The 23717-nt window shown below is 61.7% G+C and carries 21 protein-coding genes; 8 read left to right on the forward strand and 13 right to left on the reverse strand.

Annotated features, from left to right (window positions below; genetic code table 11):
- Window positions 1-28: 28 nt before the first annotated feature.
- Window positions 29-955 carry a DMT family transporter gene (locus I2I01_RS00830; protein ID WP_196284530.1) on the reverse strand — a complete coding sequence of 309 codons (927 nt, stop codon included), beginning with the start codon at window positions 953-955 and terminating at the stop codon, window positions 29-31.
- A 125-nt stretch (window positions 956-1080) separates the two neighbouring features.
- Here I2I01_RS00830 and I2I01_RS00835 point away from each other — a divergent pair, with 125 nt between their 5' ends.
- From I2I01_RS00835 to I2I01_RS00850, 4 genes are all read left to right on the forward strand, one after another.
- On the forward strand, window positions 1081-2409 hold the full coding sequence (locus I2I01_RS00835; RefSeq protein ID WP_196284531.1) for a replication-associated recombination protein A: 1329 nt from the start codon (window positions 1081-1083) through the stop codon (window positions 2407-2409).
- A 92-nt stretch (window positions 2410-2501) separates the two neighbouring features.
- Window positions 2502-3179 carry a porin family protein gene (locus I2I01_RS00840; protein WP_196284532.1) on the forward strand — a complete coding sequence of 226 codons (678 nt, stop codon included), beginning with the start codon at window positions 2502-2504 and terminating at the stop codon, window positions 3177-3179.
- 178 nt (window positions 3180-3357) lie between these two features.
- Window positions 3358-5130, forward strand: a complete 1773-nt coding sequence (gene sppA / locus I2I01_RS00845; protein WP_196284533.1) for a signal peptide peptidase SppA — start codon at window positions 3358-3360, stop codon at window positions 5128-5130.
- 130 nt (window positions 5131-5260) lie between these two features.
- Window positions 5261-6082, forward strand: a complete 822-nt coding sequence (locus I2I01_RS00850) for a purine-nucleoside phosphorylase (RefSeq protein ID WP_196284534.1) — start codon at window positions 5261-5263, stop codon at window positions 6080-6082.
- Between the two features lie 82 nt (window positions 6083-6164).
- On the opposite strand, the gene I2I01_RS00855 is transcribed toward I2I01_RS00850, so the two are convergent.
- The 5 genes from I2I01_RS00855 to I2I01_RS00875 all read right to left on the reverse strand — a co-directional run bounded on the left by I2I01_RS00855 (window position 6165) and on the right by I2I01_RS00875 (window position 10987).
- Window positions 6165-6602 (reverse strand): lipocalin-like domain-containing protein, encoded by a 438-nt coding sequence (locus I2I01_RS00855; RefSeq protein ID WP_196284535.1) that lies wholly within the window; start codon window positions 6600-6602, stop codon window positions 6165-6167.
- A gap of 91 nt (window positions 6603-6693) precedes the next feature.
- Entirely contained in the window at window positions 6694-7551 is an 858-nt protein-coding gene (locus I2I01_RS00860) for a DUF4249 domain-containing protein (protein ID WP_196284536.1), read from the reverse strand.
- A 113-nt stretch (window positions 7552-7664) separates the two neighbouring features.
- Window positions 7665-10022 (reverse strand): TonB-dependent receptor, encoded by a 2358-nt coding sequence (locus I2I01_RS00865; RefSeq protein ID WP_196284537.1) that lies wholly within the window; start codon window positions 10020-10022, stop codon window positions 7665-7667.
- A 78-nt stretch (window positions 10023-10100) separates the two neighbouring features.
- Window positions 10101-10430, reverse strand: a complete 330-nt coding sequence (trxA, locus tag I2I01_RS00870) for a thioredoxin (RefSeq protein ID WP_196284538.1) — start codon at window positions 10428-10430, stop codon at window positions 10101-10103.
- A 107-nt stretch (window positions 10431-10537) separates the two neighbouring features.
- Window positions 10538-10987: a hypothetical protein gene (locus tag I2I01_RS00875; protein ID WP_196284539.1), complete on the reverse strand. Its 450-nt coding sequence runs from the start codon at window positions 10985-10987 to the stop codon at window positions 10538-10540.
- A 172-nt stretch (window positions 10988-11159) separates the two neighbouring features.
- Between I2I01_RS00875 and I2I01_RS00880 the strand changes: the two genes are divergently transcribed.
- Window positions 11160-11489: a restriction endonuclease gene (locus I2I01_RS00880; RefSeq protein ID WP_211537749.1), complete on the forward strand. Its 330-nt coding sequence runs from the start codon at window positions 11160-11162 to the stop codon at window positions 11487-11489.
- A 3-nt stretch (window positions 11490-11492) separates the two neighbouring features.
- On the opposite strand, the gene I2I01_RS00885 is transcribed toward I2I01_RS00880, so the two are convergent.
- Complete coding sequence (locus I2I01_RS00885) at window positions 11493-15209, reverse strand: SbcC/MukB-like Walker B domain-containing protein (protein WP_196284540.1); 3717 nt, start codon at window positions 15207-15209, stop codon at window positions 11493-11495.
- A gap of 220 nt (window positions 15210-15429) precedes the next feature.
- On the opposite strand from I2I01_RS00885, the gene I2I01_RS00890 reads away from it, so the two are divergent.
- Window positions 15430-16362, forward strand: coding sequence for an alpha/beta fold hydrolase (locus I2I01_RS00890; RefSeq protein ID WP_196284541.1), 933 nt, complete (start codon window positions 15430-15432; stop codon window positions 16360-16362).
- Window positions 16363-16490: 128 nt separating this feature from the next.
- Here the strand turns inward: I2I01_RS00890 and sbcD are convergent, their stop codons facing one another.
- From sbcD to I2I01_RS00915, 5 genes are all read right to left on the reverse strand, one after another.
- Window positions 16491-17750, reverse strand: coding sequence for an exonuclease subunit SbcD (gene sbcD, locus I2I01_RS00895; RefSeq protein WP_196284542.1), 1260 nt, complete (start codon window positions 17748-17750; stop codon window positions 16491-16493).
- Window positions 17751-17937: 187 nt separating this feature from the next.
- Complete coding sequence (locus tag I2I01_RS00900; protein ID WP_196284543.1) at window positions 17938-18324, reverse strand: hypothetical protein; 387 nt, start codon at window positions 18322-18324, stop codon at window positions 17938-17940.
- A 67-nt stretch (window positions 18325-18391) separates the two neighbouring features.
- Entirely contained in the window at window positions 18392-19771 is a 1380-nt protein-coding gene (locus tag I2I01_RS00905; protein WP_211537750.1) for an MBL fold metallo-hydrolase, read from the reverse strand.
- A 143-nt stretch (window positions 19772-19914) separates the two neighbouring features.
- Entirely contained in the window at window positions 19915-20364 is a 450-nt protein-coding gene (locus I2I01_RS00910; protein ID WP_196284544.1) for an LTXXQ domain protein, read from the reverse strand.
- A 170-nt stretch (window positions 20365-20534) separates the two neighbouring features.
- Entirely contained in the window at window positions 20535-20951 is a 417-nt protein-coding gene (locus I2I01_RS00915; RefSeq protein ID WP_196284545.1) for a hypothetical protein, read from the reverse strand.
- Between the two features lie 253 nt (window positions 20952-21204).
- On the opposite strand from I2I01_RS00915, the gene I2I01_RS00920 reads away from it, so the two are divergent.
- Together I2I01_RS00920 and I2I01_RS00925 are read left to right on the forward strand one after the other, a co-directional pair.
- On the forward strand, window positions 21205-22788 hold the full coding sequence (locus I2I01_RS00920; RefSeq protein ID WP_196284546.1) for an amino acid permease: 1584 nt from the start codon (window positions 21205-21207) through the stop codon (window positions 22786-22788).
- 130 nt (window positions 22789-22918) lie between these two features.
- Complete coding sequence (locus I2I01_RS00925; protein WP_196284547.1) at window positions 22919-23464, forward strand: hypothetical protein; 546 nt, start codon at window positions 22919-22921, stop codon at window positions 23462-23464.
- Here I2I01_RS00925 and I2I01_RS00930 read toward each other — a convergent pair.
- Window positions 23461-23670 carry a hypervirulence associated TUDOR domain-containing protein gene (locus I2I01_RS00930; protein WP_196284548.1) on the reverse strand — a complete coding sequence of 70 codons (210 nt, stop codon included), beginning with the start codon at window positions 23668-23670 and terminating at the stop codon, window positions 23461-23463. The genes I2I01_RS00925 and I2I01_RS00930 overlap by 4 nt on opposite strands.
- Window positions 23671-23717 lie beyond the last annotated feature (47 nt).

Genomic DNA, 23717 nt, shown 5'->3' on the forward strand with positions numbered 1-23717 from the left:
CAGGCCATGCGGTACTGTGTATCTGAATTTAGTTTGGTGCTGCCTCCACTGCTGGTATGGGCGCCGCTTTGGGCTTCTGGCTCACCAGCCACACGCCCAGAAAAATGAGCGCCGCCTGCCCGGCCTTGCCCCAGGTGAGGTGGTCTTTGCCCAAGGCCACGGCAATGAGCACTGCCAGTACCGGCTGTGGGTAGATATAGACGCCCAGCAGGGCCGGCGAGGCGTATTTCAAAGCCCAGTTATTCAGCAAATAAGCCAGAATGGTGAGAAACACTATCATGTAACCGATTTCAAGCCAGATGACCAGCGGAAAATGGGCATAATCAGCCTCCAAAGCATTGCGCCAGCCAAACGGCACCGCAATGAACGCACCCACCAGAAACACCCGCGCCAGCACCGTGAAGGCGTGGTACTTGCGCATGAGCGGGGCCGAGAGTACCAGGTAGAGGCCGAATACGGTGGCATTGGCCAGGATATACAGGTTGCCCAGGGTGGGGTTGGGCGCTGCGGCCGACTGCGTGTGCCGACCCAGGATGAGCATGCCCGCGCCCGCCATGCCCACGGCAATGCCCAGCACCCGCGGCAGCGTGATTTTTTCCTTGAGCAGAATGGCCGAGGCAATGACGACGACAATGGGCGCGATGGTTTGGAGCAGTGAGGCACTGATGGGCGAGGTCAGGTTCAGACCCGAAAAGAAGAGGAGCTGATTGAGGCCGATGCCCAGCACGCCGCAGGCCACAGAACGCAGGTTGTCGGCCCGGCCGGTGATTTTGTCTTGCGGCGCCACAAAGTATTTGATGAGGGCGAAGAACAAGGCGGCGCCGATAATGCGCAGCGTGACGATGCCAAACGGCCCCATGTATTTCGGCATCACATCTTTGGACAGCGAATAGTTGGCGGCGTAGATAAGGGCGACGAAGAACAGGGCCGCGTGCACGCGGAAGGAATTGCGCATAAAGGAGGAGGAGTAGGTCGCAGTCTCGCGAACTTTGTGGTGCGTGGTTCCGCACTGGCAGAACTGGTTCGTGCCAGAATCGTTCAGGGGAAGCGCGCCACAAAGTTCGCCCTACTTCGCTCCCCATGGCTTCTTTATTTCCCGACGACGAACCCACCGCCTTCACCCCGTCGCCCGCGCCCGGGCCCGATGCGCCCCTGGCCGAGCGCCAGCGCCCCCGCCGCCTGGCCGACTACGCCGGCCAGCAGCATCTGATAGGGCCCGAGGGCGTGCTGCGCCGCTACCTCAACGCCGGCCGGCTGCCCAGCCTCATTTTGTGGGGCCCGCCCGGCGTGGGCAAAACCACCCTGGCCTACCTGCTGGCCAGCGAGCTGAAGCAGCCCTTCGTAGCCCTGAGCGCTATTAACGCGGGCGTAAAGGACGTGCGCGACGTAATCGAGAAAGCCAAGCGGCAGCGCGGCACGGTGCTCTTTATTGACGAAATCCACCGCTTCAGCAAGGCGCAGCAGGACGCGCTGCTGGGCGCCGTGGAGCACGGCACCGTCACGCTGATTGGGGCCACGACGGAGAATCCGTCCTTCGAGGTCATCCCGGCCTTGCTCTCGCGCTGCCAGGTGTACATGCTTGAGGCCCTGAGTGCGGAAACCCTGCGCGGGCTGGTAGACAAAGCCCTGAGTGAAGACGCGGCCATGCAGCAGAAGAAGGTGAGCCTGAAGGAAGACCGCGCCCTGCTGGCCCTGAGCGGCGGCGACGCCCGCAAGCTGCTCAACCTGCTGGAAATTGTGGTGCAGAGCACGCCGCCCACCAAAAAAGGCGTCGTTGAAATCACCGATGCCGTGGTGCAGCAAGTGGCCCAGCGCCCGCTGGCCAAGTACGACAAGGGCGGCGAGATGCACTACGACGTCATTTCGGCTTTCATCAAGAGCATTCGCGGCTCCGACCCCAACGCCGCGCTCTACTACCTGGCCGTGATGCTGGAAGGCGGCGAGGACGTGAAGTTCATTGCCCGCCGCATGCTCATCCTGGCCAGCGAGGACATCGGCAATGCCAACCCCAACGCCCTGATGCTGGCCACGAGCTGCTTCCAGGCCTGCACGGTCATCGGCCTGCCCGAGTCGGACTTGATTCTGGCCCAAACCGTCATCTACCTGGCTACGTCGGTGAAAAGCAATGCCTCGTACCTGGCCATTCGGGCGGCGCAGGCCGAGGTGAAGGCCCACGGCGTGCACCCCGTGCCCGTGCCGTTGCGCAACGCTCCCACGCGCCTGATGAAGCAGCTCGGCTACGGCAAGGAATACGCCTACTCGCACAACGGCGAGGGCAACTTCGAGGAGCAGGAATTTCTGCCCGAGGCGCTGAGCGGCAAGCGCTTCTACGACCCCGGGCTAAACCCCAGCGAGGCCAAGATTCAGGAGCGCCTGCGCGGCTGGTGGGGCGAGAAGTACGGGTATTAGCTGGGCGCAAAGTGGCGGGTGTTGCGCCGGAGCGCATCGGCTATAAGCTGGTGAGTATCTTGGGCCGGATTCACCCGTTTCACTTTTTTTGCATGCAACTAACCTTTACTACTGCTTTTCTATCGGTTGCGCTTTTGACCAGCGGGCAGGCGCTGGGCCAAGACCTGGGCCTCGGGGTGCACATTGGGCCCAAGGCCGGCGTGGCCCTGTCGGTGCTCGACGGGCAGCTGAACCGCAGTACTTTCTACAAAGCCGGCTTTAGCGGCGGACTCATGCTGCGCATTCGGCGCGAAAAGGCCATTGCCATCCAGCCCGAATTGCTGTTTGTGCAACAGGGCACGGGCAGCGGCCTGAAACCCAACAGCTCCAGCGCCGACTACAAAATCAATTTCAACAGCATCAACCTACCTGTGATGGTGAAGGTGTACCTGGGCAAGATGGTCAATCTGCAGGTGGGCCCCCAGGTGGGCTGCATTGTTTCGGCCCGGGAAGTGGGGCAAATAGGCACCAGCAGCAGCGGCGCGGCCGTGAGTACCGACCGCGACGTGCTGGCCGATTATTACCCATTGAATTTTGCGGTGTGCGGTGGGCTTGGCATTGATTTGCCCAACGGCTTGGTGGCCAGTGCCCGTCTCAACTATGGGTTCAGCGACATCAACAACAACCCCGACGACCAAAAGCTGCGCGAGGCCCTGAAATTGGGCGGGTTGCACAACCGGGGCTTCGAGTTCTCGGTTGGCTACCTGCTGGGTGTAGGTAAGCAACAGTAGCCCCGGCCGGGCGCCGGGGCAAGCAGCCTCGGGGCGGCCGTGTGTCTGTAATGGTTCCTACCACCAAACGATACAGAGGCGTGTAACTTGCCGGCTCGTTTGGAAGGCTCGCGCATTCGCTTGCGGCCGACTCCAGAATTCGTTTTAATCTGCTAAAACCCGTTAAATCTGCGGTCCTATGCGTCAATTCTTTAAATTCGTGCTGGCCACCATCGTGGGGCTGGCCGCGTTCAGTTTCATCGGCTTCCTGATTTTGGCGGGCATCATCGGGGCAGCGGCCAGCGCCGGCGACAAGAAGGAGGTGGCCGCCAACTCGGTGCTGGAGCTCAAGCTGAATGAGCCGCTGACCGAGCGCGGCCGCGAAGATAAATTCAGCATCGGCGGCAGCAACTCCTCCACGGGCCTTGTCAACCTGAAAGCTGCCATCCGCCGCGCCAAGGGCGACAGTGACATCAAAGGCATCTTGCTGAACCTGGGCCTGGTGCAGGGGGGCATGGCCTCGCTGGAGGAAGTGCGCGACGCGCTGGTTGACTTCAAGAAGAGCGGCAAGTTTGTGGTGGCCTACCACGAAATCGCCTCCGAGAAGAGCTTTTACCTGGCCTCGGTGGCCAACGAAATCTACCTCAACCCGCAGGGCACGCTCGAATTCAACGGCCTGAGCTCGGAGGTAATGTTCTACAAGCGCCTCTTCGACAAGGCCGGCATTCAGCCCTACATCTTCCGGGTGGGCTCGTTCAAGAGCGCCGTGGAGCCTTTTTTTCGCGAGAACTTCTCCGATTCGGCCCGCTACCAAACCGTGTCGTTCCTGAACTCCATCAACGGCTACATGGTGGGCCAAGTGGCCAAGTCACGCGGCATTGCGCCCGAGCGCCTCAAGGTGATTTCGGATTCGATGCTGGTGCACAACGCCGACGACGCCCTGCGTCTCAAGATGGTGACCAAGCTCGGCTATTTTGACGAGGTGCAGGACTACATGCGCGGCAAGCTAGGCCTGGCCAAAGACAAAAAGCCCAACCTGGTGAGTTTGAGCGACTACACCGATGACAAGAATGCCGACGAAAAAGAAGGCAAAACCAGCGGCAACCGCATTGCCGTCATTTACGCCGAAGGCGACATCGTGACCGGCCGTGGCTCCGACGACAACATCGGCAGCACCAAGTTTGCCGAAGCCATTCGCAAGGCCCGCCTCGACGATAAGGTGAAAGCCGTGGTTCTGCGCATTAACTCGCCCGGCGGCTCCTCGCTGGCCTCCGACATCATCTACCGCGAAGTGCTGCTCACCAAGAAGGTAAAACCCATCATCGCCAGCATGAGCGACGTGGCGGCCTCGGGTGGCTACTACATCGCCATGGCCTGCGACACCATCGTGGCCCACCCGAACACCATTACGGGCTCCATTGGTGTGTTTGGGGTGCTGCCCAACATTCAGCCGCTGCTGGCCGACAAGCTCGGCATTACGGTAGACCGCGTCACCACCGGTAAATTCTCCGACCTGCCAACCATCACCCGCCCGCTGTCGGAGTTTGAAAAGCGCACCCTGCAAGCGGAAGTAAACCGCATCTACGCCGACTTCACCAGCAAGGCCGCCCAGGGCCGCCACATGCCCGTGGAGCGCCTGCGCCGCCTGGCCTCGGGCCGCGTGTGGAGCGGCCTCGAAGCCAAAGGCAACGGCCTCGTGGACGTGCTGGGCGACTACCAGGACGCCCTCAATATTGCCGCCGCCCGCGCCCACCTCAAGGCCGACGACTACCGCGTGCAGCGCCTGCCCCGCCAGAAATCTAGCCTCGAAAGCCTGCTCGACCGCTTCGGCGTCGGCGATGACGACGAGGCCAAAACCCGTGCCCTCAAATCCGAGCTTGGCCCACTCTACCCGGCCTATGCGCAGTACCAGCAACTCATGCAGATGCGCGGCGTGCAGGCCCGCCTGCCGTACACACTGGATATTCAATAGTTTATAACGCAAACGCCTGTCATCCGGAGCGTAGCGCAGGACCTTGTCACGCTGTAAAGCTGACGTGACAGGGGCAAGCGCGGCGCTCCAGATGACAGGCGTTTAGCAATTTGCCACAAACAAACTCTTCATGCTCGACCAACTCAAAGAAGCCGCCGCCTACATCAAAGAAAGCTCCCAATACTTCCAGCCCGAAACCGGCATCATCCTTGGCACCGGGCTGGGGGCGCTGGCCAAAGAGGTTGAAGTAGAATACGAAATTAACTACGCCGATATCCCGCACTTCCCGCTCAGCACCGTGGAAAGCCACGCCGGGCGCTTGTTGCTGGGCCGCATGGGTGGCAAAAAAGTGGCTGTGCTGCAAGGCCGCTTCCACTACTACGAGGGCTACACCATGCAGCAGGTGGCCATGCCGGTGCGGGTGCTCAAGCTGCTGGGCATCAGCCGGCTGCTGGTGAGCAATGCGGCAGGCGGGCTGAATCCGGATTTTAATCTGGCTGATTTGATGCTGATTGATGACCACATCAACCTGCAGCCCACCAACCCGCTTATCGGCCCCAACCTCGACGAACTGGGGCCGCGCTTCCCCGACATGTTTGCGCCCTACGACGCCGACCTGCTCCGCCGCGCCGAAGCCGCGGCCTCGGCCCTGGGCCAGGCCGGCACCACCCGCCGCGGCGTGTACGTGAGCGTGCCCGGCCCCATGCTCGAAACTCCGGCTGAATACCGCTACCTGCGTCTCATAGGGGCCGATGCCGTGGGCATGAGCACCGTGCCAGAGGTCATTGCCGCCCGCCAGCTAAACCTGCCGGTGCTGGCTGTGTCGGTCATTACCGACTTGTGCGCGCCCGGCCACCTCAAGCCCGTGGTGCTGGCCGACATCTTCGCTGCCGCCGCCGCCGCCGAGCCTCGCCTCACGGCGCTAATTAAAGCGGTAGTAGCGGAACTCTAAACCGCCTTTGCAGCCGTCAAATACCATAAAAAAAGCCCTTGCACGCAGCAAGGGCTTTTTTATGGGTGTACTTAATGAGGAGCTAGGGCTGCGCCGAAAAGCCCAGCTCTTCGGTTTGGTTGCTTTTGTTGGTGAAGCGGTAGCGCAGCGAATTGCCCGAAACACTGGAAATGGTGTATTCCGAGTTGGCCCCTTTGTGGTCCACGAAATGGAGCACGGTGTTGTTGCTCATCAGCATCCAGGTGCCGTTGTAAGTGGTATTGTCGGCCAGCAAGTTTTGGGTGTAGGTGCCGTCGGAGCGAAACTTGAGGCTGTACCGGTCTTTGATGCCGGCGCCGCTGCTGCTCACCTGGCTGTTTTGCGTGATTTCATCCAGGCGCCAGCTGCCGTTGGTGGCCAGCTGCTGAGTGGTAGCGCTGGCCGCTACAGGTTTTGAGTCATCCTTTTTGCTGCAGCTGCCGAGGGCCGAGGCGGCAAAGACGGACAATGCCAGCCAATTACGCAGTCGAAATGTAAACATGAGGGTAGTGGTTGAAAGGTGGAATCTGAACCTATGATGCGTGCAGCGGATGTAACGTTGCTTTCGGTCCGATATTTCACCATCTTTATTTTCAACGTACTACCTTGGTTGCCGTGGTGCTGCTCAGCACGGCGAAGATGCCCACGCCGCCCTGCACATTGCTGTAGATGGCCGAGGGCTGGGCAAAGGGGTTGCCGTTGGCGTTGCGGGCGTCGCGCGTCGACTGGCGGAAGCGGTAGAAAGAACGGTCGATGTGGTAGAGGGTGGCCGTCACGGTGTCGCCGGCGTTGAAGCGGTAGCTGGTGCCGAGCACGAATTGCTGCCCGTTCAGCAGCCGGTCTTCAACCGACATGTCCACTTCCGGGCTTTTGAGCAGGGCGCCTTTTGCGGGGTTGCCCTTGTGCAGCTGCAGGCGGTAGCAGTCGTCGAGGCTGATGGGGTCGCGGAAATTGGTGAGGAAGTAGGCTTTGCGCTCGGAGCCGGTTTTGTCGTTGAACTTGTAGTTCACCGAATCGATGGGAATGGGCGCCAGCATGGTGGTGGTGCCCGTCACGTGCCGGCCCTTGGTATCAACCACGTCAATTTTGAATACATCGCCAGGCCGGGCCACCAGCGGCGTGCGCCCGATGTGCGAGTGAAATTTCACGCCCGATACCGTGTCTATCAGCGCCTGGTAGTTGGGTTGAAAGGGCAGGGGCACCGCCGTGCCGTCGGGCATGGTTAGCGTCACGGTCACATCGGTTGGAATCTGGGGCAGCACCGAGCTGAGGTAGGGTACTGTGGTCGATACGGCCAGGCTGGGCACCTTGCCCGGCTCCAGGTAGCACTCCACCACCAGCTCAGCCGAGTAAGCGGGCAGCGGCACATTGATGTCGTTTTGCAGCTTGCCGCAGCCGGCCAGGGCCAGTATGGCAAGGAGCAGAGCGGTGGGTTTTAAGAAGTAAGCCATAAGATGAGAATATTAGCCCGTCATGCCGAGCGCAGCCGAGGCATCTCGCGTGCCGAAGTGATTAGTTTTCCGCGGCGAGATGCCTCGGCTGCGCTCGGCATGACGATATTCTATTAAAACCGGAAGTTGTAAGTCAGCGAGGGAATAACCGGAAACAGCGACACCTGCCGGGCCTGGAAACCGGTGGTGCGGCCGGTGCCCTTGTCCTTCACCGTGTCGAAGAACACAAAGTAGGCATTGCGGCGATTGTAGGCGTTGTAGATGCTCAGGGTGAGGTCCTGGTTGAGCCGGGAGCCAATTTTGTACACCACGCCCAGGTCGAGGCGGTGGTAAGGGATGAGCTGGTAGGAGTTGCGGTTCGGGTAAATGGGCACGGGGCGCGGGTCGAGGCCCACGCTGGAGCCGGGAATATCCTGCAGGCCAAAGCGGCCCAAGGGCAATGTGGTGAGGTTGCCAGAGGTATATACAAAGCTGGCCGTGAGATTGATGCGCGGGTTGAGCTGATGCAGCACTACCACCGTCAGGTTGTGGCGGCGGTCGTAGTTCGGGTGGAAATCCTCGCCGTTGTTGACGCCCGTGGTGCCGCGCTGGGGCTGGAAGTTGCGCCAGCTCCAAGCCAGCGTGTAGCCTATCCAGCCGGTGGTTTTGCCGGTTTTCTTTTCCAGGTAAATCTCGTTGCCATAGCTCCAGCTTTTGCCGAATATAAACTCCGCGTCCAGCTCCGGGTTCACAAACAGCTGGGCGCCGTCGCGAAAATCGACCTGGTTGCGGCCCCACTTGTAATACACCTCATCGGTGAGCAGGTACTTGCCATTGCCCAGCAGGAAGCTGGCCCCGGTGCTCACCTGCTGCGATTTCTGCGGCATCACCGACAGGCGCGAAGGGTACCAGATGTCAGTGGGCAGGGTGGCGCCCGAGTTCGTCACCAAGTGCACGTACTGGTACATCAGGGCGTAGTTCACCTTGAAGGACGTGCGCTCGTTGAGGGCGTAGCGGGCGGCCGCGCGAGGCTCCACGCCGCCGTACTGGTCGGCGCCGCTGCGGAAGCCGGTGAGGCGCAGGCCGCCTTCGAGCTGCAGCTTGTCGGACGCCTTGTAGCTGTCGGAGGCGTAGAGCGCGCCCTCCAGGCCGTAGTAGTTCACATCGGAGCCGAAGTTGATGCGGCCGTCGCCGGAGTTGGCATCGAGGCGGCCCACGCCGAAGCGGTGCTGGGTGAGCAGCGCGCCGGCCTTGAGCTGGTGCCGGTCGGTGGGCGCGTATTCAAAGTCGCTTCGGGCCGTGTAATCGCGGATGTTAGAGCCCAGGCCGAAGGTGAAGGTGTCGAGCTTGTTGCTGAGGTTGTACTGGTAATCGGACACCGCCACGGATGTATTCACAAACAGCTTAGACGAAAACACGTGGTTCCAGCGCAGCGTGCCGATGGTGTTGCCCCAGTTGAAATTGAAATTGAAGCCGCCCGTGCTGCTGAAGCCGAAAATGTCGCGCCCCAGGTAGCCGGTCAGAAACAGATGGTCCTTCTCGCCCAAGGTGTAGTTGGCCTTGGCGTTCATGTCATAGAAATAGTAGTCGGGAATGGGGCTATAGTCCTCCTTCCCTTCGTTGGCCTTGTTGAGCGCCCGCGTGAAAATGTCGAAGTACGTGCGCCGCCCGCTCACGATAAACGAGCCCTTACCCTTGTTGATGGGGCCCTCATACGTAAGCCGCGACGAAATGAGCCCAATGCCACCCGTGGCCACGTAGTGCTGCCGGTCGCCTTCGCGCAGCTTCACATCCACCACAGACGACAAGCGCCCGCCAAACTGCGCCGGAAAGCCCGATTTGTACAGGTCGACGCTCTGCACCGCGTCGGAGTTGAACACCGAAAACAGCCCGAACAAGTGGTTGGGGTTGTACACCAGTGCATTATCGAGCAGCACCAGGTTTTGGTCGGAAGAGCCGCCGCGCACGAACAGGCCGCTGGTGCCCTCGCCGCCGCTTTGCACGCCGGGCTTGAGCTGCAGGGTTTTCAGAATGTCGACCTCGCCAAACAGCGCGGGCAGCAGCTTAGCCTCGCGGATGCTGAGGTGCTCGACGCCCATTTGGGTGGTTTTCAGTTTTTCCTGCAGGGTGGCCGCGCCTTCCACCACCACTTCGCCCAGCTCGTTGCCGCTTTCATCGAGTACAAAGCTCAGGCGCTGGTTGCGGGTCAGGTTGAGGTCGCGGGTTTGCTGCAGGTAGCCAATGAAGGCAATGACCAGCTGGTGGCGGCCCGCCGGCAAACTCAAACGGAAGTGGCCCAGCGAATCGGCCGCGGTGCCTGTGCCGAGGGCTGGCACCGCCACACTGGCGCCGGGCAGGGCCTCGCCCCGGGCGCTGCGCACAGTGCCGCTAAGAGTGAACCGGGTTTCTTGCTGAGCCCAAGCCCTTTGCGGCCCGGCCCAACTAAGCAAAAGGATAAGGAACAGATAACGCGCAGAATAACTAAATGCCATAGAGGAGCCAAGAGGGTAGCGCAAAGGTAGCCACCCCCCAACGCCGGGGTTGGGCAGATAGTTTGCCCGAGGGCTTCGCTACTGCGTCACCGACGCACTTTTACCCACGTAGGGTTGCAGCACCTGCGTAATTTGGGCAGCGGGCACCACGCCGGCCTGCCGCCACACCGGCTGCCCTTGGTGGAAGAGAATGAGCGTGGGAATGCTTTGCACGCGGTATTGCTGGGCCACGGCCTGGTTTTTATCCACGTCGATTTTGATGACGCGCAGCTTGCCGCCGTGCTGGGCCGCTACTTGCTCCAGGATGGGTGCCATGGTTTTGCAGGGGCCGCACCAGGTGGCATAAAAATCAACCAAAACCGGCATACCGGGGCTATTGATGAGCTCGGAAAAGGACTTGCGGGGCATGATTTCAAGAAATAAGAAGTGCAAAACAGGAAGGAACGTGGCTTAAACGCAAAAAGCCCGGCGGGCGGCCGGGCTTTCGAAAAATGCGGGCTTGCCGCGCGGCAGCACTATTTGGTGATGACGGTCACGTCATTGGCCACTTCCGGGAACACGAAGCGGCCGCTCACGGCTTTCACGCCTTTCACGCGGCATTCCCAGGTGTAGCGGCCGGGGGTGGCGTTGGCGGCCTCGCCGCTATCGGTTTTGAAGTAGTCGGGGTCGGCCGGGTCGGTGGGAAAAAGCACGTCGATGCCGGTTTGGTTTTTGGCCAGCTGCTTCACCAGGAAATAGTCTTTGCCGGTTTTCTCGCTGTGCACCACAAAAGTAGCCGTGTAAGGGCCGAGCTGCCCGTATTTGTCGAGAATGCCCAACTTGATTTGGGCGGTGGTGCTCACCATCCACGTTTGGGCGTGGGCGGCGGAGGCGCTCAGCAGCCAACAAGCCACCAAGGACCCCAGAAGCCGGCCCGCGCGCAGCAGGCGTTTAGAAGATTGGGCAGGATGTACAGGTGTTGTCATGAGAAGAAGAGGGCGGAAAAGGACAAATTGAAAATGAACGGTCAGCAAACCGAACACGCACACCAATGCCGGCCAAGTTAACGCCCTGAAAACAAATCCGCAACTTGCCGCTAACCGGCGTTGTTGCACGGGAAAGGAAAAGAAGCCCTCAAAAATCGGTTTATTTCAATTTATGGCAAGACGACGCGCCCGCCTCGGCCCCGGCCCTCCCGCAGCCAGCATGGCCCGCGCCCAGCCCCAGTGCGGCCTTTGCGAGCGCACAGTGCAGGCCACCTCGCGCCACCACCTGGTGCCGCGCGAGGAAGGGGGCCGCTACGGTCCCACCGTCGACCTGTGCCAGCCCTGCCACAGCAGCGTGCACCGCTTCCTCACCAACCGCGAGCTGGCCCGCCAGTACCCTACCGTGGAGGCCCTGCGCGCCGCCGAAGGCCTGCAAACCTACCTGAGTTGGATTCGCAAGCAACGCGTGGAGTGCATCACCAACCGGCGCGGGCGGCACTGATAATCAAGGCGTAGCGCAGCTGGTCTCGTCGCCTCGCACGCCCACTAGGTACACGGTGCTGTTGCCGCCCGCGCCGGGCCGCACCCGAATCTGAGTTCCAATCCGGTCTTTGAGGTCCGACACGTGGGAAATAACACCAATCATTTTGCCTGAGTGCTGCAGGCGCTCCAGCGCGTCCAGCGCCGTGTTCAGAGCGTCGGGGTCGAGCGTGCCGAACCCTTCGTCGATAAACAACGACTCGATGCGGGCCTTGTGGCCAGCCAGCTCGCTCAGGCCCAGCGCCAGCGCCAGGCTCACTAAAAAGCTTTCGCCGCCCGAGAGCGAGGCCATGGGGCGCACCGTATCGGCCTGGTCGTGGTCGATGATTTGCAGCTCCAGGTTGCGATTGGGCGTTTTCAGGATGGTGTAGCGGCCCGTGAGCTGGCGCAGGCGCAAATTGGCCAGCCGGGCTAGGTGCGTGAGCGTGAGGCCCTGGGCAAATTGGCTAAACTTGTCGCCCCGTGCCGAACCAATCTGTTCACTCAAATCCTGCCAGCGCTGCTCTTCCTGCTGGCGCAGGGTCAGCTCGTGCTGGCCGGCGGCCAGCCGCTCACGCGCGTCATCGTCTTGCCGGAGTTGGTTGCCCACGGCCCCGAGCTGCTGCTGCAAAATATCATCGGCCGCCGACAGCGCCTGGAGCTGGGCGGTGAGTTCGGCAGCGGTGTGGGGCGTGAGACCGGCTTCGGCGTGGTGGTGAAGCTCGGCCGTGAGGTCGGAAAGGCGGCGGGCGGCGGCGGCCTGAGCGGTGCGGTGGTCCTGGCGGCGCTGGGTGAGGCGTTCTGCTTCGGCGGCGGGCAGGAGCAGGGCGCGCGCCTCGGCAGCCGTGGCCAGGCCAGCAACGGCCAGGGCGGCGCTGAGCTCCGTTTGGCGCTGGGCGTGGGCGGCGCGGTGCACGGTCAGCTGCGCATTCAAGTCGAGCTGGCGGTTTTGCTGGATTTCCAACGTTTTCTGCTGTTCGGCCAGTTGGGCCTGGGCGCGCACAGCCGCTTCGGCCAGACGCTGAGTGGCAAGACGCAGCTGCTCGGCTTCGGCGGCGGGGTCGTGGCCGGCGTACTGGGCCTGGCGGGCGGCTAGTTGCTGGTCAATGGCGAGCTGCGCAGCGGCGAGCGTTGCTTCCGTCGCGTCCAACTGTTTGGCCTGCTGGGCCAAGCTTTCGGAGTGGGCTTGGTGTTGGCTGGTTTTGCCCAGCAGGGCTTTGCCCAGCTCATTGAGCGCCGCCACTTGTGCCTCGTAGTGCTCGGCCCGCTCCCGCAGCGTAACCAAAATGCCGTCGTATGGCGGCCGGGCAGGCAGCTGCAGGCGGTGGGGCGCCAGGAGGTCGCGGATGGTACCTTGAAAAATATCGGTCTGGTCTTCCCAATGCAACAGCTCCTCGGCCAGCTTGGCCAGGTCGGCGGCAGTAGCTTCCTGCCGCTCCAGCAGCCGTGGAATCTCGCGTTCGGCTGTCGCGGCTGCTTCGCCTTCTTTGAGGTATTGCTCCCGCAGCTTCGTCAGCTGCTCATCCAACTCCGCCACGCGGCGGCGGGCGGCCACGGCTGCGGCTTGTTCATGGGTGGTGGTAGCCAACAGGGCGCACACAGCCGCCGGATTCGTGGGCTCGGCAGGAGGAGGGGTGCAGGTGGCTGCCAGGGCAATGGCCTGTTGGCTGGCCGCATCGGCGGCGGCAAGAGCCTCCTTCCGCAGCTTGTAACGTTGCTGCTGCTCGGTCTGGCGGCGGGCCAGGACCGTGGTGGCGAGGCGCAAGTCCTCTTCCAGCTGGGACAGAGCCAATTGCTGTTGCGACACGCGCTGCTCTTGCTCGTCGGCTTCTGCCGCGAAATCGGCGGCGAAGGCATGTTCCAGTGCTCCGCACAAAGGGCAGGGCTCGCCCGGCTGCAGGTGTTGGCGGTGCTGGTTGAGGTCGGCCAGGGCTTGCTGGGCACGCAGCTCGCGGCGGTAGCTGTCGAGCAGGCGCTGGCCGTCGGCCCGTCGTGTTTCGAGGTGGGAGGCGGCGGTTTCGGCCGTGGTTAGGGCCGGGGCTTCCTCCTCTATTTGCGTGGCAAGGGCATTAGCACGGCTCTGGTGCTCGTGGGCGGCTTCGGCTTTTGGCAGGAGTTGCTGCAAGGCATGTTGCTGCGCGGTGAGGTCGTCGGCGCGCTGGGCCAGAACCGCGGCCGTTGTGCCCAGCAGCAGGGCGTCGCGCTCGGTGCGGCAAGGTTTGCCTTCGTCCTCAATAGACTTTTTGCGCGCTTTGGCCTCGGCTTCGAGGGCCTGTTGTCGGCGCAAGTCGGCGCTGGTCTGGTCCTGGGTTTTGAGCAACTCGGCCTGACTAGCAGCTATGCGGGCCGTTTCCTTTTGCGCGCCCTGCAGGTCAATGATTTCGCGGTCCAGGGCCAGTACCTGGTTTTTCAGGTCAATCTCGGCGCTGTGCTCAATAAGCCAACGGTCCAGCGCTTCGTTTTGGCCCTGCAGCGTCTCAATTTCCAGGGCTGCGCGCTTCAGGTCCTCAGCTGCTTGCTGGTATTCGAGTTGCTGCTGCGCGTGGGCGTCGCGCTGCAGCTGCAGCTGGTGCCGCGCGGCGGCAATGGCCGCGTCCTGCTGCTGAGCCTGGCTGAGCAGCGGGCGCAGGCGGTCTTCTTCAGCCAGCGCAGCGGCATGGGCGGCGGTGGCAGCGGCATGGGCGGTGGCAGCGGTTTCGGCGGCAGTGGTCAGCTGGGGTAGGGCTTCGGCCAGCTCCTTCAGCTGCTTTTCGTCGCTAGCTACCTCTTTCTCGGCAGCCTCGGCCAGTTCCAGGGGCTTGTCGACGGCGGCAGCGCGCAGGTGGCCCTCAAGGCGGGCAAATTCGGGTTGCAGCTGCTCGTCGTCGAGGCGCAGGCGCTCGGCCTCGCGGGCGGCGTCGGCTAATTGGCGGTCGAGCTGGTCGAGGATGGTGCGCCAGGTCAGGCAGATGTTTAGCTCCTGCTGCTCCTCGTAGTGCTGCTCGGCCTGCCGGTGCAGCACGTCAAGCTGGCGTTCTAACTCGGTGCGCTCGTCTTCGCTCAGCAGCCGGGTGGCGTCCAGCTTGGCGCGCAGGAGCTTGGTTTTCAATTCTTCCTCTTTCGCTTTCTCAAAAGCCGCTACGCTCAGCCGCGAGTAGATGCCCACGTTGGTCATCTTTTCAAGCAGGGCGCTGCGCTCCTTTTCGGGCGCATGCAGAAAGCGTGCAAACTTGCCCTGGCTCAGCAAAATAGCCTGCTCAAACTGGCCGAAATCGAGCCCCGATACCTCGCTTACACGCTTCGGTACGGCTTCTTTGCCGCTCACCACAGCCACGTTGGACGGGCTGAGCACCAGCGTCATGGCGTCGGGGTTGAGGGCGCCTTTGTCCTCGCCGCGCACTTTGCGCTTCACCTCCCAGCGCGAGCGGTAGCGCACGCGGTCCACGGCGCCGGTGTCGGCGTTGGTTTCGTGCACTTCAAACTCTACTTCCGAAAAGGCGTCCTTAGCGTGGCGGCTCACCATCTCGCCCACCTGGCGGTCGTGGCGAGGCACCCGGCCGTAGAGGCCTACCGCAATGGCATCAAGTAGCGTGCTTTTACCCGCCCCGGTGGGGCCCGTGATGGCAAATAGCCCCGTATCGGCCAGGGGTGTCTCGTCGAAACGTATTAGAAACGGACCCGGCAGCGAGTTGAGGTTAGCGAATCGGACGCTAATAATTTTCATGCGAATACTTCTCCCAAAATACTTCCCGAAGGTACGGCAGCCCGCGGCAGCATCGGCCTAGAAAAGGCAGCCCGCTGGGTTTGGGTTCCCGACAAGCCGCGCTGCCCTCACTGCCCAGATACAACTCTGTCCCGCGCACGGACGTTGTGTTTCGGAAGGCGCCGCCCGGGGCAGCAAGAAGCAGATAGGTAGCCGGGCTCAATTCCCTTCAACCAAGCTCATGACTATGAATTACATTCGGCGCGGCGCGGGCCGGCCGCTGCTGCTCCTGCACGGCATTGGCGGCAGCTGGCGCTCCTGGCAAACCATTATCGAAGACCTGGCGGCCGAGCGCGAAGTTATAGCTGTCGATTTGCCGGGCTTTGGCAACACGCCGCCGCTGGTGGGCCCCGTCAGCATCTCCACTTTGGCCGATGCCGTGACCGACTTTCTGCGCGACCACCACCTGCTCGGCATCGACGCCGTGGGCAGCTCAATGGGCGCCCGCCTGGTGTTGGAACTGGCCCGGCGGGGCGGCGTGCTGGGGGCCGTGGTATCGCTCGACCCCGGTGGCTTCTGGCAGGGCTGGGAGGTTCCAGTGTTCTACGATAGTGTGGCCATCTCCACGCAGTTGGTGCGAGCCCTGCAGCCGGCCATGCCCTTCCTGACCGGCAATTCCGCGACGCGCACGGCGCTATTTGCCCAATTCTCGGCCCACCCGTGGCGGCTGCCCGCCCACGTGGCCCTCGACGAAATGCGCAGCTTTGCTCATGCACCTTCGTTCGATGAATTGCTCTACAATTTGGCTTATGGCGAGGTGCAGCAGGGGGCGCCCGGTGGCAGCATCAGCGCGCCGTTGGTTATTGGGTGGGGGCGGCAGGACCGGGTGTGCTTTCCGCGCCAGGCTCCGCGGGCCCTCAAAAAATTCCCCGATGCGCGCCTGTATTGGTTTGAAAACTGCGGCCATTTTCCGCAGTGGGACCAGCCCGCCGAAACCGTCCGCCTGATTCTGGCTGCTACTGCCGGACAGAATTTCCGCGACGCAGCTATTGCCGGTCGGCCCGCTAAGATTATGCACATGCCAGTTTCGGTGGTAGCTGTCGCAGCAGGAGTGGGGGCACTGGTGCTCGGCGGCTTGTGGCTACTGGTGAGAAAGCGGGCCGGGAAGAATTAAGCTAACGTAACATTATGACGAGCGTAGTCGAGGCCTCTCAAGCGCAGCAGTTATCTAAACGAATAGATTATTTCTGCACGCGAGCTGCTTCATTACGCTTGGGTGAGTTTTGTTACGGGAGATGTTTTCTAAGATGCCTCGCCGCCCCAGGCCTGCGGGTCGGATTCGCCCAGCAGCTGCCGCAGCTCCCGAAACGTGGCCGTGAGGGCCGCCGCCCGCTCAGGAGGTAGGCCGGCCACCCGCCGGCCAAATACTTCGTCCACTGTCAGCTCATGCAGCAAGGCCAGCGGAATGGCAGCTTCGGCCAGGTCTGGGGCCTCGGTGGCACGCTGGTGCCGTACCCCCTTGGGGGCAATGACATGCTGTTTTTGCAATTGCAGCACGGCCTGCACCCGGCGCTGCACCTCGGCGGGCGTTTCATCGGAGCGCACCAGCACATCGGCCCAGGCCACGTGCTGAAAAGCCGCGTTATCGTAAGCCAAAATGTCGGCCTCCACTTCCTCCAGCGTGCCGTGGAAGCGCTGCAAGCGCCGCGTCACCGGCACCGGAATGCTCGTGATAACTGGTGCGCCCGCGCCCGCAAACTCCAGCAGCAGCACCTGCTGCTTGTCGTTGGCCTCTGTGAAGGACAGCGGCACCGGCGAGCCCGAGTAACGGATGTGCGCCCGCCCGCCCACCAGCTGCGGGCGATGCAGGTGGCCCAGGGCTACGTAGTCGAAGGCCGCTGGGAAATGCTCGGCCCCCACCAGCCCCAGCCCGCCGATGTGCACGTCGCGCTCGGCGCCCTCGCGGGCCTCGCCGCCAGCCGCGTAAAGGTGGCCGGTGGCCAGCACAGGCACGTCCTGCTCGCGCAGGCGCAGTACGGCTTCGTGGGCAGCCAGGGCGGCGTAGTGCTCGGCAATGCTCTGGCGAATGCGGATTTGGCGGTCGTCCAGGGTTTCGCCGGGCACGGCCAGCCGGATGTCGCGGTCGCGCAAGAAGGGCACGGCGCAAACCACCAGGCCGGGTCGGCCGTCGGCCGCATTCAGGTGCAGAATCTGTTCGGCGGGGTCGGCGGGCACGCCGCCCACCACATGGATGCGCAGACGCCGCAGCAGCTGCCGCGAGGCGTTCAGCATGGTGGGCGAGTCGTGGTTGCCGCCCACCACCACGATGTCGCGGCAGCCGGTGGCCTGCATCTTCACCAAAAAGGTGTAGTACAGCTCTTGGGCCGTGTAGGAGGGCGACTGGGTGTCGAAGATGTCGCCGGCAATGACCAAGACTTCAATGGCCTGGGCCTGCACTGTGAGCAGGAGCCAATCGAGAAAAGCCTGCTGCTCAGTGGTGCGTTCCTGGCCGGTGAGGAAGTGCTGACCGAGGTGCCAGTCGGCGGTGTGGAGGACGCGCATAGGGTAGAGTGAATACCAAAGATACCCCTGTGGCGAGGAATGAAAAAGCCCCGGCATGTGACGGCCGGGGCTTTAGGCTGACTAATGCTGGGAAATCAGCGCCAACTATCTAACCTCGTAATGTTGCTGATTGTCCCTCCGAATTAGCCCATGTGTCCATGTGATTTCATGTCAAAACGGCCGACCATTATGACATATTTCTTGGAGAAATTAGAGACGTTGACTTCTTCTTCATTTTCTCTGAAAAGCTTTCCCAAAAGCCGTTACGGGTCAACCCCTGGTCGAAATCCTCCTTATGAAGGTAAATGGCATCGCCTTCGAACTCTAAATTGAGGAAGCCAATAACTTGAATGGTTTTGCCATCATATTTCTCAGGATTGGCGATAAGCTTGACAAGAGAAACATCAAATTCATCGCTGGGAGCGAGAGCAACCGCTTCGGAATAAGGGTCATTCGTCAATGCTGTGTCTTTTTTCTGTTGGGAACAACAAACAGAGGTTGCCCACACAAGCCATACTGAAATTCGCTTCACCTGGCGCTTGCAGTGGATGCTGAAAGAAGCAGATGAAACCATTGGGGCAAGTGAGTTAGCAGCAAAGAGAGGCTAACCGGAAAGCGCTGATGTCGGTGTTTGATGGGGCTTAGTGCACGGCCGCCTTCTGGAAGTCCGTAATGGCCTCGCCCAAATCGAGCACCTGCGCGCTGGGTAGCGCTGCCTGAACAATGCTGGCCCCGGCCGCTGAGCGGTAGCCGCCCGCGCAGTGAATAAGCACCGGCTTGTCGGTCGGAATCTCGTGGGCGCGCTCGCGCAGCTCGGGCAGCGGAATAACCAGGGCGTTGTCGAAGACCTGGTTTTTGGCCTCGGCGTGGTTGCGGATGTCGACAATGGTGAAGGATTCCGGATGTTCGCGCACCTGGGCCACGTCCACGGCCGGAGCGGTTTCGGGCAAGGACGCCGGAGCCAGCATGGCGCCTTTGATGTTGCCTTCGTAGCCTATTTTGGCGGTTTTGCGCACCACCGTGTCCAGGGCAATTTGGGAGTCGGCCAGTAGGTAAAATTTTTCGTTGGGGCCCACCACCGAGCCCAGCCAGGTTTCAAACTTGCCGCCGTCCTGCAGGTTGATGGCACCGGAGAGGTGGCCGGCGCGGAACTTGGCCGCCGGGCGCGTGTCGATGACGAGCACGCCGGGCTCCAGGGCGGCGGTGCTGCTGAGGTGCGGCACGGACCGAATGCTGTCTTCGAAGCTGGGGGCGCCGGCCTTGTTGATTTTCACATCATGCCCAAAGTACTTGGGCACGAAGGGCTGGTCTTCGAGCAGTACTTTGATGAACTCGTCTTCCGACATGGGTTGGAGGGCGTAGTTGGTTTTCAGCTCCTTGGCGATGGTCGAGTCCAGGTCGGTGCTGGTGGTTTTGCCGCAGAGGCTGCCCGGGCCGTGCGCCGGATACACCTTGGTGGCGCCGGGCAGGGTCATGAGCTTGTTGCGGGTACTGCGGTACATCTGCGCGGCCAGCTCCTCGCGCTTGTGGCCGCCCACGGCTTCATCTTCGCGTAGGTCGGGCCGGCCCACGTCGCCCACAAACAGCGTGTCGCCGGTGAATACGGCCCGGCTCTGGGCCATCTCGTCCATCAGCAGGATACTGATACTGTCGGGCGAATGGCCGGGTGTGTTGATGGCGTGCAGCTCGTAGCTGCCCAGCTTGAGGCGGTCGCCGTCGTCGAAGGTTTTGTGGGGGTACTTGGCGCCTACCAGCTTGCTACAGTAGATGGTGGCCTCGGTTTCTTCGGCAATTTCCAGGTGCGACGACACGAAGTCGGCGTGCGGGTGCGTCTCAATCACGGCCACGATGCGTGCTTCGTGCTCGTCGGCGAAGTCGTAGTAGGGCTGGGGGTCGCGGCCCGGGTCGATGATGGCGACCTGGCGGCCGCAGCGCACAGCGTAGCTGGCGTGGGCCAGGCCCTTGTCGTAAAACTGCTGGATTTGCACGGCCGAGGCCGTGCTACTGGGGAGGGGAGGCATAAGAAGAGGATTTTAAGCCGGGTGGTTTGGCCAAATATAAGCAAGCCGCCCAAAGCAAGGTTTTCTTTATAGCCGTTTTTTAACACAAAAAATCCCCGGCCAGTGGGGCCGGGGATTTTCCAACTCGTTCGGCAAGAAGCTAATTAAGCTTTGGCTTTCATTTTCATTTTGCCGCCTTGGCCCTGGCCTTTGCCGCCGTGGCCGCGGTGCTCGGCCTTCATTTGGTCGAACTTGGCGTATTGCTCGGGCGTGAGAATGGCTTTGAGCTGGGCCTGGTACTTCTCGTGCGAGGCCTTCATTTCGGCGCGGCCAGCGGTTTTGTCGGCGGCGTACTTGGTTTTCAGAGCCTGGGTTTCCTGCTGGCGAGCCAGCATCAGCTGCTCTACTTTGGCTTCCTGGTCGGCGGTGAGGCCAAGCTCCTTGGCCATTTTAGCGGCTTTGTGGTCGGCCATCTTGGCGGGGTCTTTGGGGCCGTGGCCGCCTTTGCCGCCGTGCATTTTTACTTTGGTGGTAGCCGCCGGGGCGGTTTGGGCGAAGCTGGTGCCAGCGGCAGTGAAGGTGAGGGCCGCGAGCAACATCAGGGTCTTTTTCATGAGAATTAAAGAAGAAGGGGTGAAGGGTGATTTAAGAGGGAAGAGCAACTACCAGGTTGCGTTGTTTGCTTGCCAGGCTATTTGCAAGTGGTGTGCCAAGTGCCGCCAGCCAATTGGTACCGCCTCAATTCATCGATAAGCAGTCGCTTTTCGCAGATAAAGCAGGCAAATTATTGCCCTAAGCCCTGGCCATTGGCGCGGCGCTCGCGCAGCTTGTCGCGCTGCTCATCTCTCAGCTGCTCAAACTTGACGAACTGCTCGGGCGTGAGCACGGCCCGGATTTGCTCGGCGTACCGGGCCTGGGCGGCTTTCAACTCCTGGCCCATGCCGCGCTGGCGGCCGTTGGTTTGCACCCGGGTGCGCAGGGCCTGCATGTCCTGGCGCTGGGCCAATAGGATGGGCTCCAGCTTGGCCTGCTGGTCGGGGCTCAGGCCAAGTTGTTGGGCGAGGTACTGCACGCGGCGCTGGACTTGTTGGTCGGGCGCCTTTTGCAAGTCTGCGGCCGGGGTGGGGCTGGCCGGCGCTTGCGCGGCAGCAGTAAGGCCAGTGGCGAGCGTAGCTGCGAGCAGCACGAGTATCTTGTTCATGGTGAAAAGCCGTGGGAAGTGATACACGGGCTTGGATGCGGTGCCCGGGGGCGGGTTTAAGCCGTGCCGCGCGGCGCCGAAACACCGGCGACGTTTGCGGCCGGAAGGCACCCGACCCAAAGGAAGGCGTTTTGCTGCCTATATTTCGGGCTCGCCGCTGGTGCCGCCTGCAAAATGCCGGGCAAACGGCGTCGAAGCCATTCGTTTCAACCACTTTTTTATTTCACACTTCTTCCTTCTTTACACCTAACACATGCCAAGTATTTTCGCCAAAAAACCGTTGGCCGTGCTCCTGGGCGAGGCCAATGCTTCCGGGCACGGGACGCTGCAGCGCACGCTGGGCGCCGGCAACCTCGTGGCCCTGGGCGTGGGCGCCATCATCGGGGCGGGCCTGTTTGTGCGCACCGCCGCCGCCGCCGCGCAGGCCTCCGGGCCGGGCGTGACGCTGGCCTTCATTGTGGCCGCCATTGGCTGCGTGTTCGCCGGCCTGTGCTACGCCGAGTTCGCGGCCATGATTCCGATTGCCGGCTCGGCCTACACCTATGCCTACACCACCATGGGCGAGTTTGTGGCCTGGGTCATCGGCTGGGCCCTAATTATGGAATACGCCCTGGGCGCGGCCACTGTCAGCATTGCCTGGAGCGAGTATTTGAATAAGCTCTTGCAGGTGTTTGGTACGAGTATACCCTACAACCTCTGCCACTCGCCCTTCGAAAGCGCCGTGGTGAACGGCACGTTGGAGCACGGCCTCATCAACCTGCCGGCCCTTTTCGTTATCGTGATGCTGTCGCTGCTGCTCATCAAGGGCACGCAGGAATCGGCCATGTTCAACGCCATTGTGGTGGTGCTGAAAGTGGCCATCGTGCTGGTATTCATTGCCGTGGGCTGGCAGTTCATCAACCCCGCCAACCACACGCCTTACCTGATTCCGGAGAATGCTGAGCCTGTGAAAAATGCCGCCGGTGAGGTGGTACGCTCTTACGAAGCGTGGAACAAGCATGGCTGGGGCGGCGTGCTGGGTGGTGCGGCCATTGTGTTCTTCGCCTTCATCGGTTTTGATGCCGTGAGCACGGCCGCGCAGGAAGCCAAGAACCCCAAGCGTGACATGCCCATTGGCATCCTCGGCTCGCTGGCCGTGTGCACGGTGCTTTACATCTTGTTCGGCCACGTGCTGACGGGCGTGGCCAACTGGCGCGAATTTGCCGACCCGGCCCTGGGCGGTGAAGCTTCGGTGACCTACGCCATCAAGGCCCACATGAAGGGCTACGAGTGGCTGGGCACGGCCGTGACGCTGGCCATTCTGCTGGGTTTCTCGTCGGTGATTCTGGTGATGCTCATGGGCCAGAGCCGCGTGTTCTTCTCCATGGCCAAGGACGGCCTGATGCCCAAAGCCTTCTCCGACCTGCACCCCAAGTTCAACACGCCCTACAAGTCGAACCTGGCCCTGCTGGTGTTTGTGGGCGCCTTCGCGGCTTTCGTGCCTGGCTCGCTGGCCGGCGACCTGACCTCCTTCGGCACGCTGCTGGCCTTCGTGCTGGTGAGCGTGGGCGTGTGGATTATGCGCCGCTCCGACCCTGACCAGCCCCGGCCGTTCCGCTCGCCGCTGTCGTCGGCCAGCTTCCCGCTGGTGCCGTTCCTGGGCGCGGCCATCTGCACGCTCATGATTCTGGCCCTCGACTCGAACACGCTGAAGCTGGCCTTGGGCTGGATGCTGCTGGGCTTTGTGGTGTACTTCCTCTACGGCAAAAACAACTCCATGCTGCAAAAAGGCGTGGTGGTGGTGCCCACCGAAATGGAGGAGGAAGCCTTCATCAAGCCTGACCCGAGCAATCGGTAGAGTTGGTTAACCTTTGAAATAAGAAATCCCCGCCGTGCTCTACGGCGGGGATTTTTTGTGCAGCTTGCGACAACTTTGGGTGCAACCCGGCGGTCAGGGTTATAACATCTTTCATGATATCGCCTTAGCCATGAAATCACTTAGCCATTTTGTTAAACTCACGGGTTCGGCGCTTGCAACGCTACTTGGCGTCAGCTTAATTGGCTGTGGCGACAAATGCGAAGATTACAACTGCGCACCCTGCACGTCAGCGCCCAACGACATCGTGGTGCTGTTCGACACTGACAGTACACAAGGCGGCTTTCGCCGGGCCGAAATAAGTGGTGGGTACGTGGTGCTGTACACCGCGCTCGGCTTCACTCAGCCCTTGGATACCGTGCGGCAGGAACGTGGCGGACTAGATTTTTACCGGAGGCCCACCAGTCTGCGCACGTTGCCGTGGAAGGTAGCCCCCAACAGTGCCCAGTTACCTTATCCGGAGGGCTATAACTTTCGTTTTGTGCTGCCCCGTGCAAACCGGGGATACGACCTAAGCAACATCGAATTGCGAACAGAGGCCAGCGGTGGCTGCTGCGACTGTGGCCACAACACGCGGCGGCGCTTCTCACTCAATGGTGTGCCAAAAGTGGCCGATGGCTACGAATTTGATGAGCGTGGCGCCGTTCTGCGGCGCTAGCTGGCGGCCTTCACTTCGCTCTTGAGCTTGAGCACCCGGTCGCCGTTGTCTTGCACAATGACCATGGCGGGGTCGTCGGCCGAGCCGTTGCGGTGGATTTCGGCGCCTTTGATGGTGCGGGAAATGGGCTCTTTGTGCATCGATTCAATCTTGCCGGTGGCCGTGCCAGTGCCGTATTTCCAGCTGACTTTGGTGCCTTTGCGCATGGGAATGGGGGAGAAGGGTGGAAGGAAAGGAGGGGTTTGGAGAGGTT

It is taken from the genome of Hymenobacter properus (assembly GCF_015694735.1).
Taxonomy (GTDB): Bacteria; Bacteroidota; Bacteroidia; order Cytophagales; family Hymenobacteraceae; genus Hymenobacter; species Hymenobacter properus.

Coding starts and splice junctions, on each gene's coding strand:
- I2I01_RS00830 (WP_196284530.1), bottom strand. CDS start 955: ATGCGCAATTCCTTCCGCGTGCACGCGGCCCTGTTCTTCGTCGCCCTT.
- I2I01_RS00835 (WP_196284531.1), top strand. CDS start 1,081: ATGGCTTCTTTATTTCCCGACGACGAACCCACCGCCTTCACCCCGTCG.
- I2I01_RS00840 (WP_196284532.1), top strand. CDS start 2,502: ATGCAACTAACCTTTACTACTGCTTTTCTATCGGTTGCGCTTTTGACC.
- sppA (WP_196284533.1), top strand. CDS start 3,358: ATGCGTCAATTCTTTAAATTCGTGCTGGCCACCATCGTGGGGCTGGCC.
- I2I01_RS00850 (WP_196284534.1), top strand. CDS start 5,261: ATGCTCGACCAACTCAAAGAAGCCGCCGCCTACATCAAAGAAAGCTCC.
- I2I01_RS00855 (WP_196284535.1), bottom strand. CDS start 6,602: ATGTTTACATTTCGACTGCGTAATTGGCTGGCATTGTCCGTCTTTGCC.
- I2I01_RS00860 (WP_196284536.1), bottom strand. CDS start 7,551: ATGGCTTACTTCTTAAAACCCACCGCTCTGCTCCTTGCCATACTGGCC.
- I2I01_RS00865 (WP_196284537.1), bottom strand. CDS start 10,022: ATGGCATTTAGTTATTCTGCGCGTTATCTGTTCCTTATCCTTTTGCTT.
- trxA (WP_196284538.1), bottom strand. CDS start 10,430: ATGCCCCGCAAGTCCTTTTCCGAGCTCATCAATAGCCCCGGTATGCCG.
- I2I01_RS00875 (WP_196284539.1), bottom strand. CDS start 10,987: ATGACAACACCTGTACATCCTGCCCAATCTTCTAAACGCCTGCTGCGC.
- I2I01_RS00880 (WP_211537749.1), top strand. CDS start 11,160: ATGGCAAGACGACGCGCCCGCCTCGGCCCCGGCCCTCCCGCAGCCAGC.
- I2I01_RS00885 (WP_196284540.1), bottom strand. CDS start 15,209: ATGAAAATTATTAGCGTCCGATTCGCTAACCTCAACTCGCTGCCGGGT.
- I2I01_RS00890 (WP_196284541.1), top strand. CDS start 15,430: ATGACTATGAATTACATTCGGCGCGGCGCGGGCCGGCCGCTGCTGCTC.
- sbcD (WP_196284542.1), bottom strand. CDS start 17,750: ATGCGCGTCCTCCACACCGCCGACTGGCACCTCGGTCAGCACTTCCTC.
- I2I01_RS00900 (WP_196284543.1), bottom strand. CDS start 18,324: ATGGTTTCATCTGCTTCTTTCAGCATCCACTGCAAGCGCCAGGTGAAG.
- I2I01_RS00905 (WP_211537750.1), bottom strand. CDS start 19,771: ATGCCTCCCCTCCCCAGTAGCACGGCCTCGGCCGTGCAAATCCAGCAG.
- I2I01_RS00910 (WP_196284544.1), bottom strand. CDS start 20,364: ATGAAAAAGACCCTGATGTTGCTCGCGGCCCTCACCTTCACTGCCGCT.
- I2I01_RS00915 (WP_196284545.1), bottom strand. CDS start 20,951: ATGAACAAGATACTCGTGCTGCTCGCAGCTACGCTCGCCACTGGCCTT.
- I2I01_RS00920 (WP_196284546.1), top strand. CDS start 21,205: ATGCCAAGTATTTTCGCCAAAAAACCGTTGGCCGTGCTCCTGGGCGAG.
- I2I01_RS00925 (WP_196284547.1), top strand. CDS start 22,919: ATGAAATCACTTAGCCATTTTGTTAAACTCACGGGTTCGGCGCTTGCA.
- I2I01_RS00930 (WP_196284548.1), bottom strand. CDS start 23,670: ATGCGCAAAGGCACCAAAGTCAGCTGGAAATACGGCACTGGCACGGCC.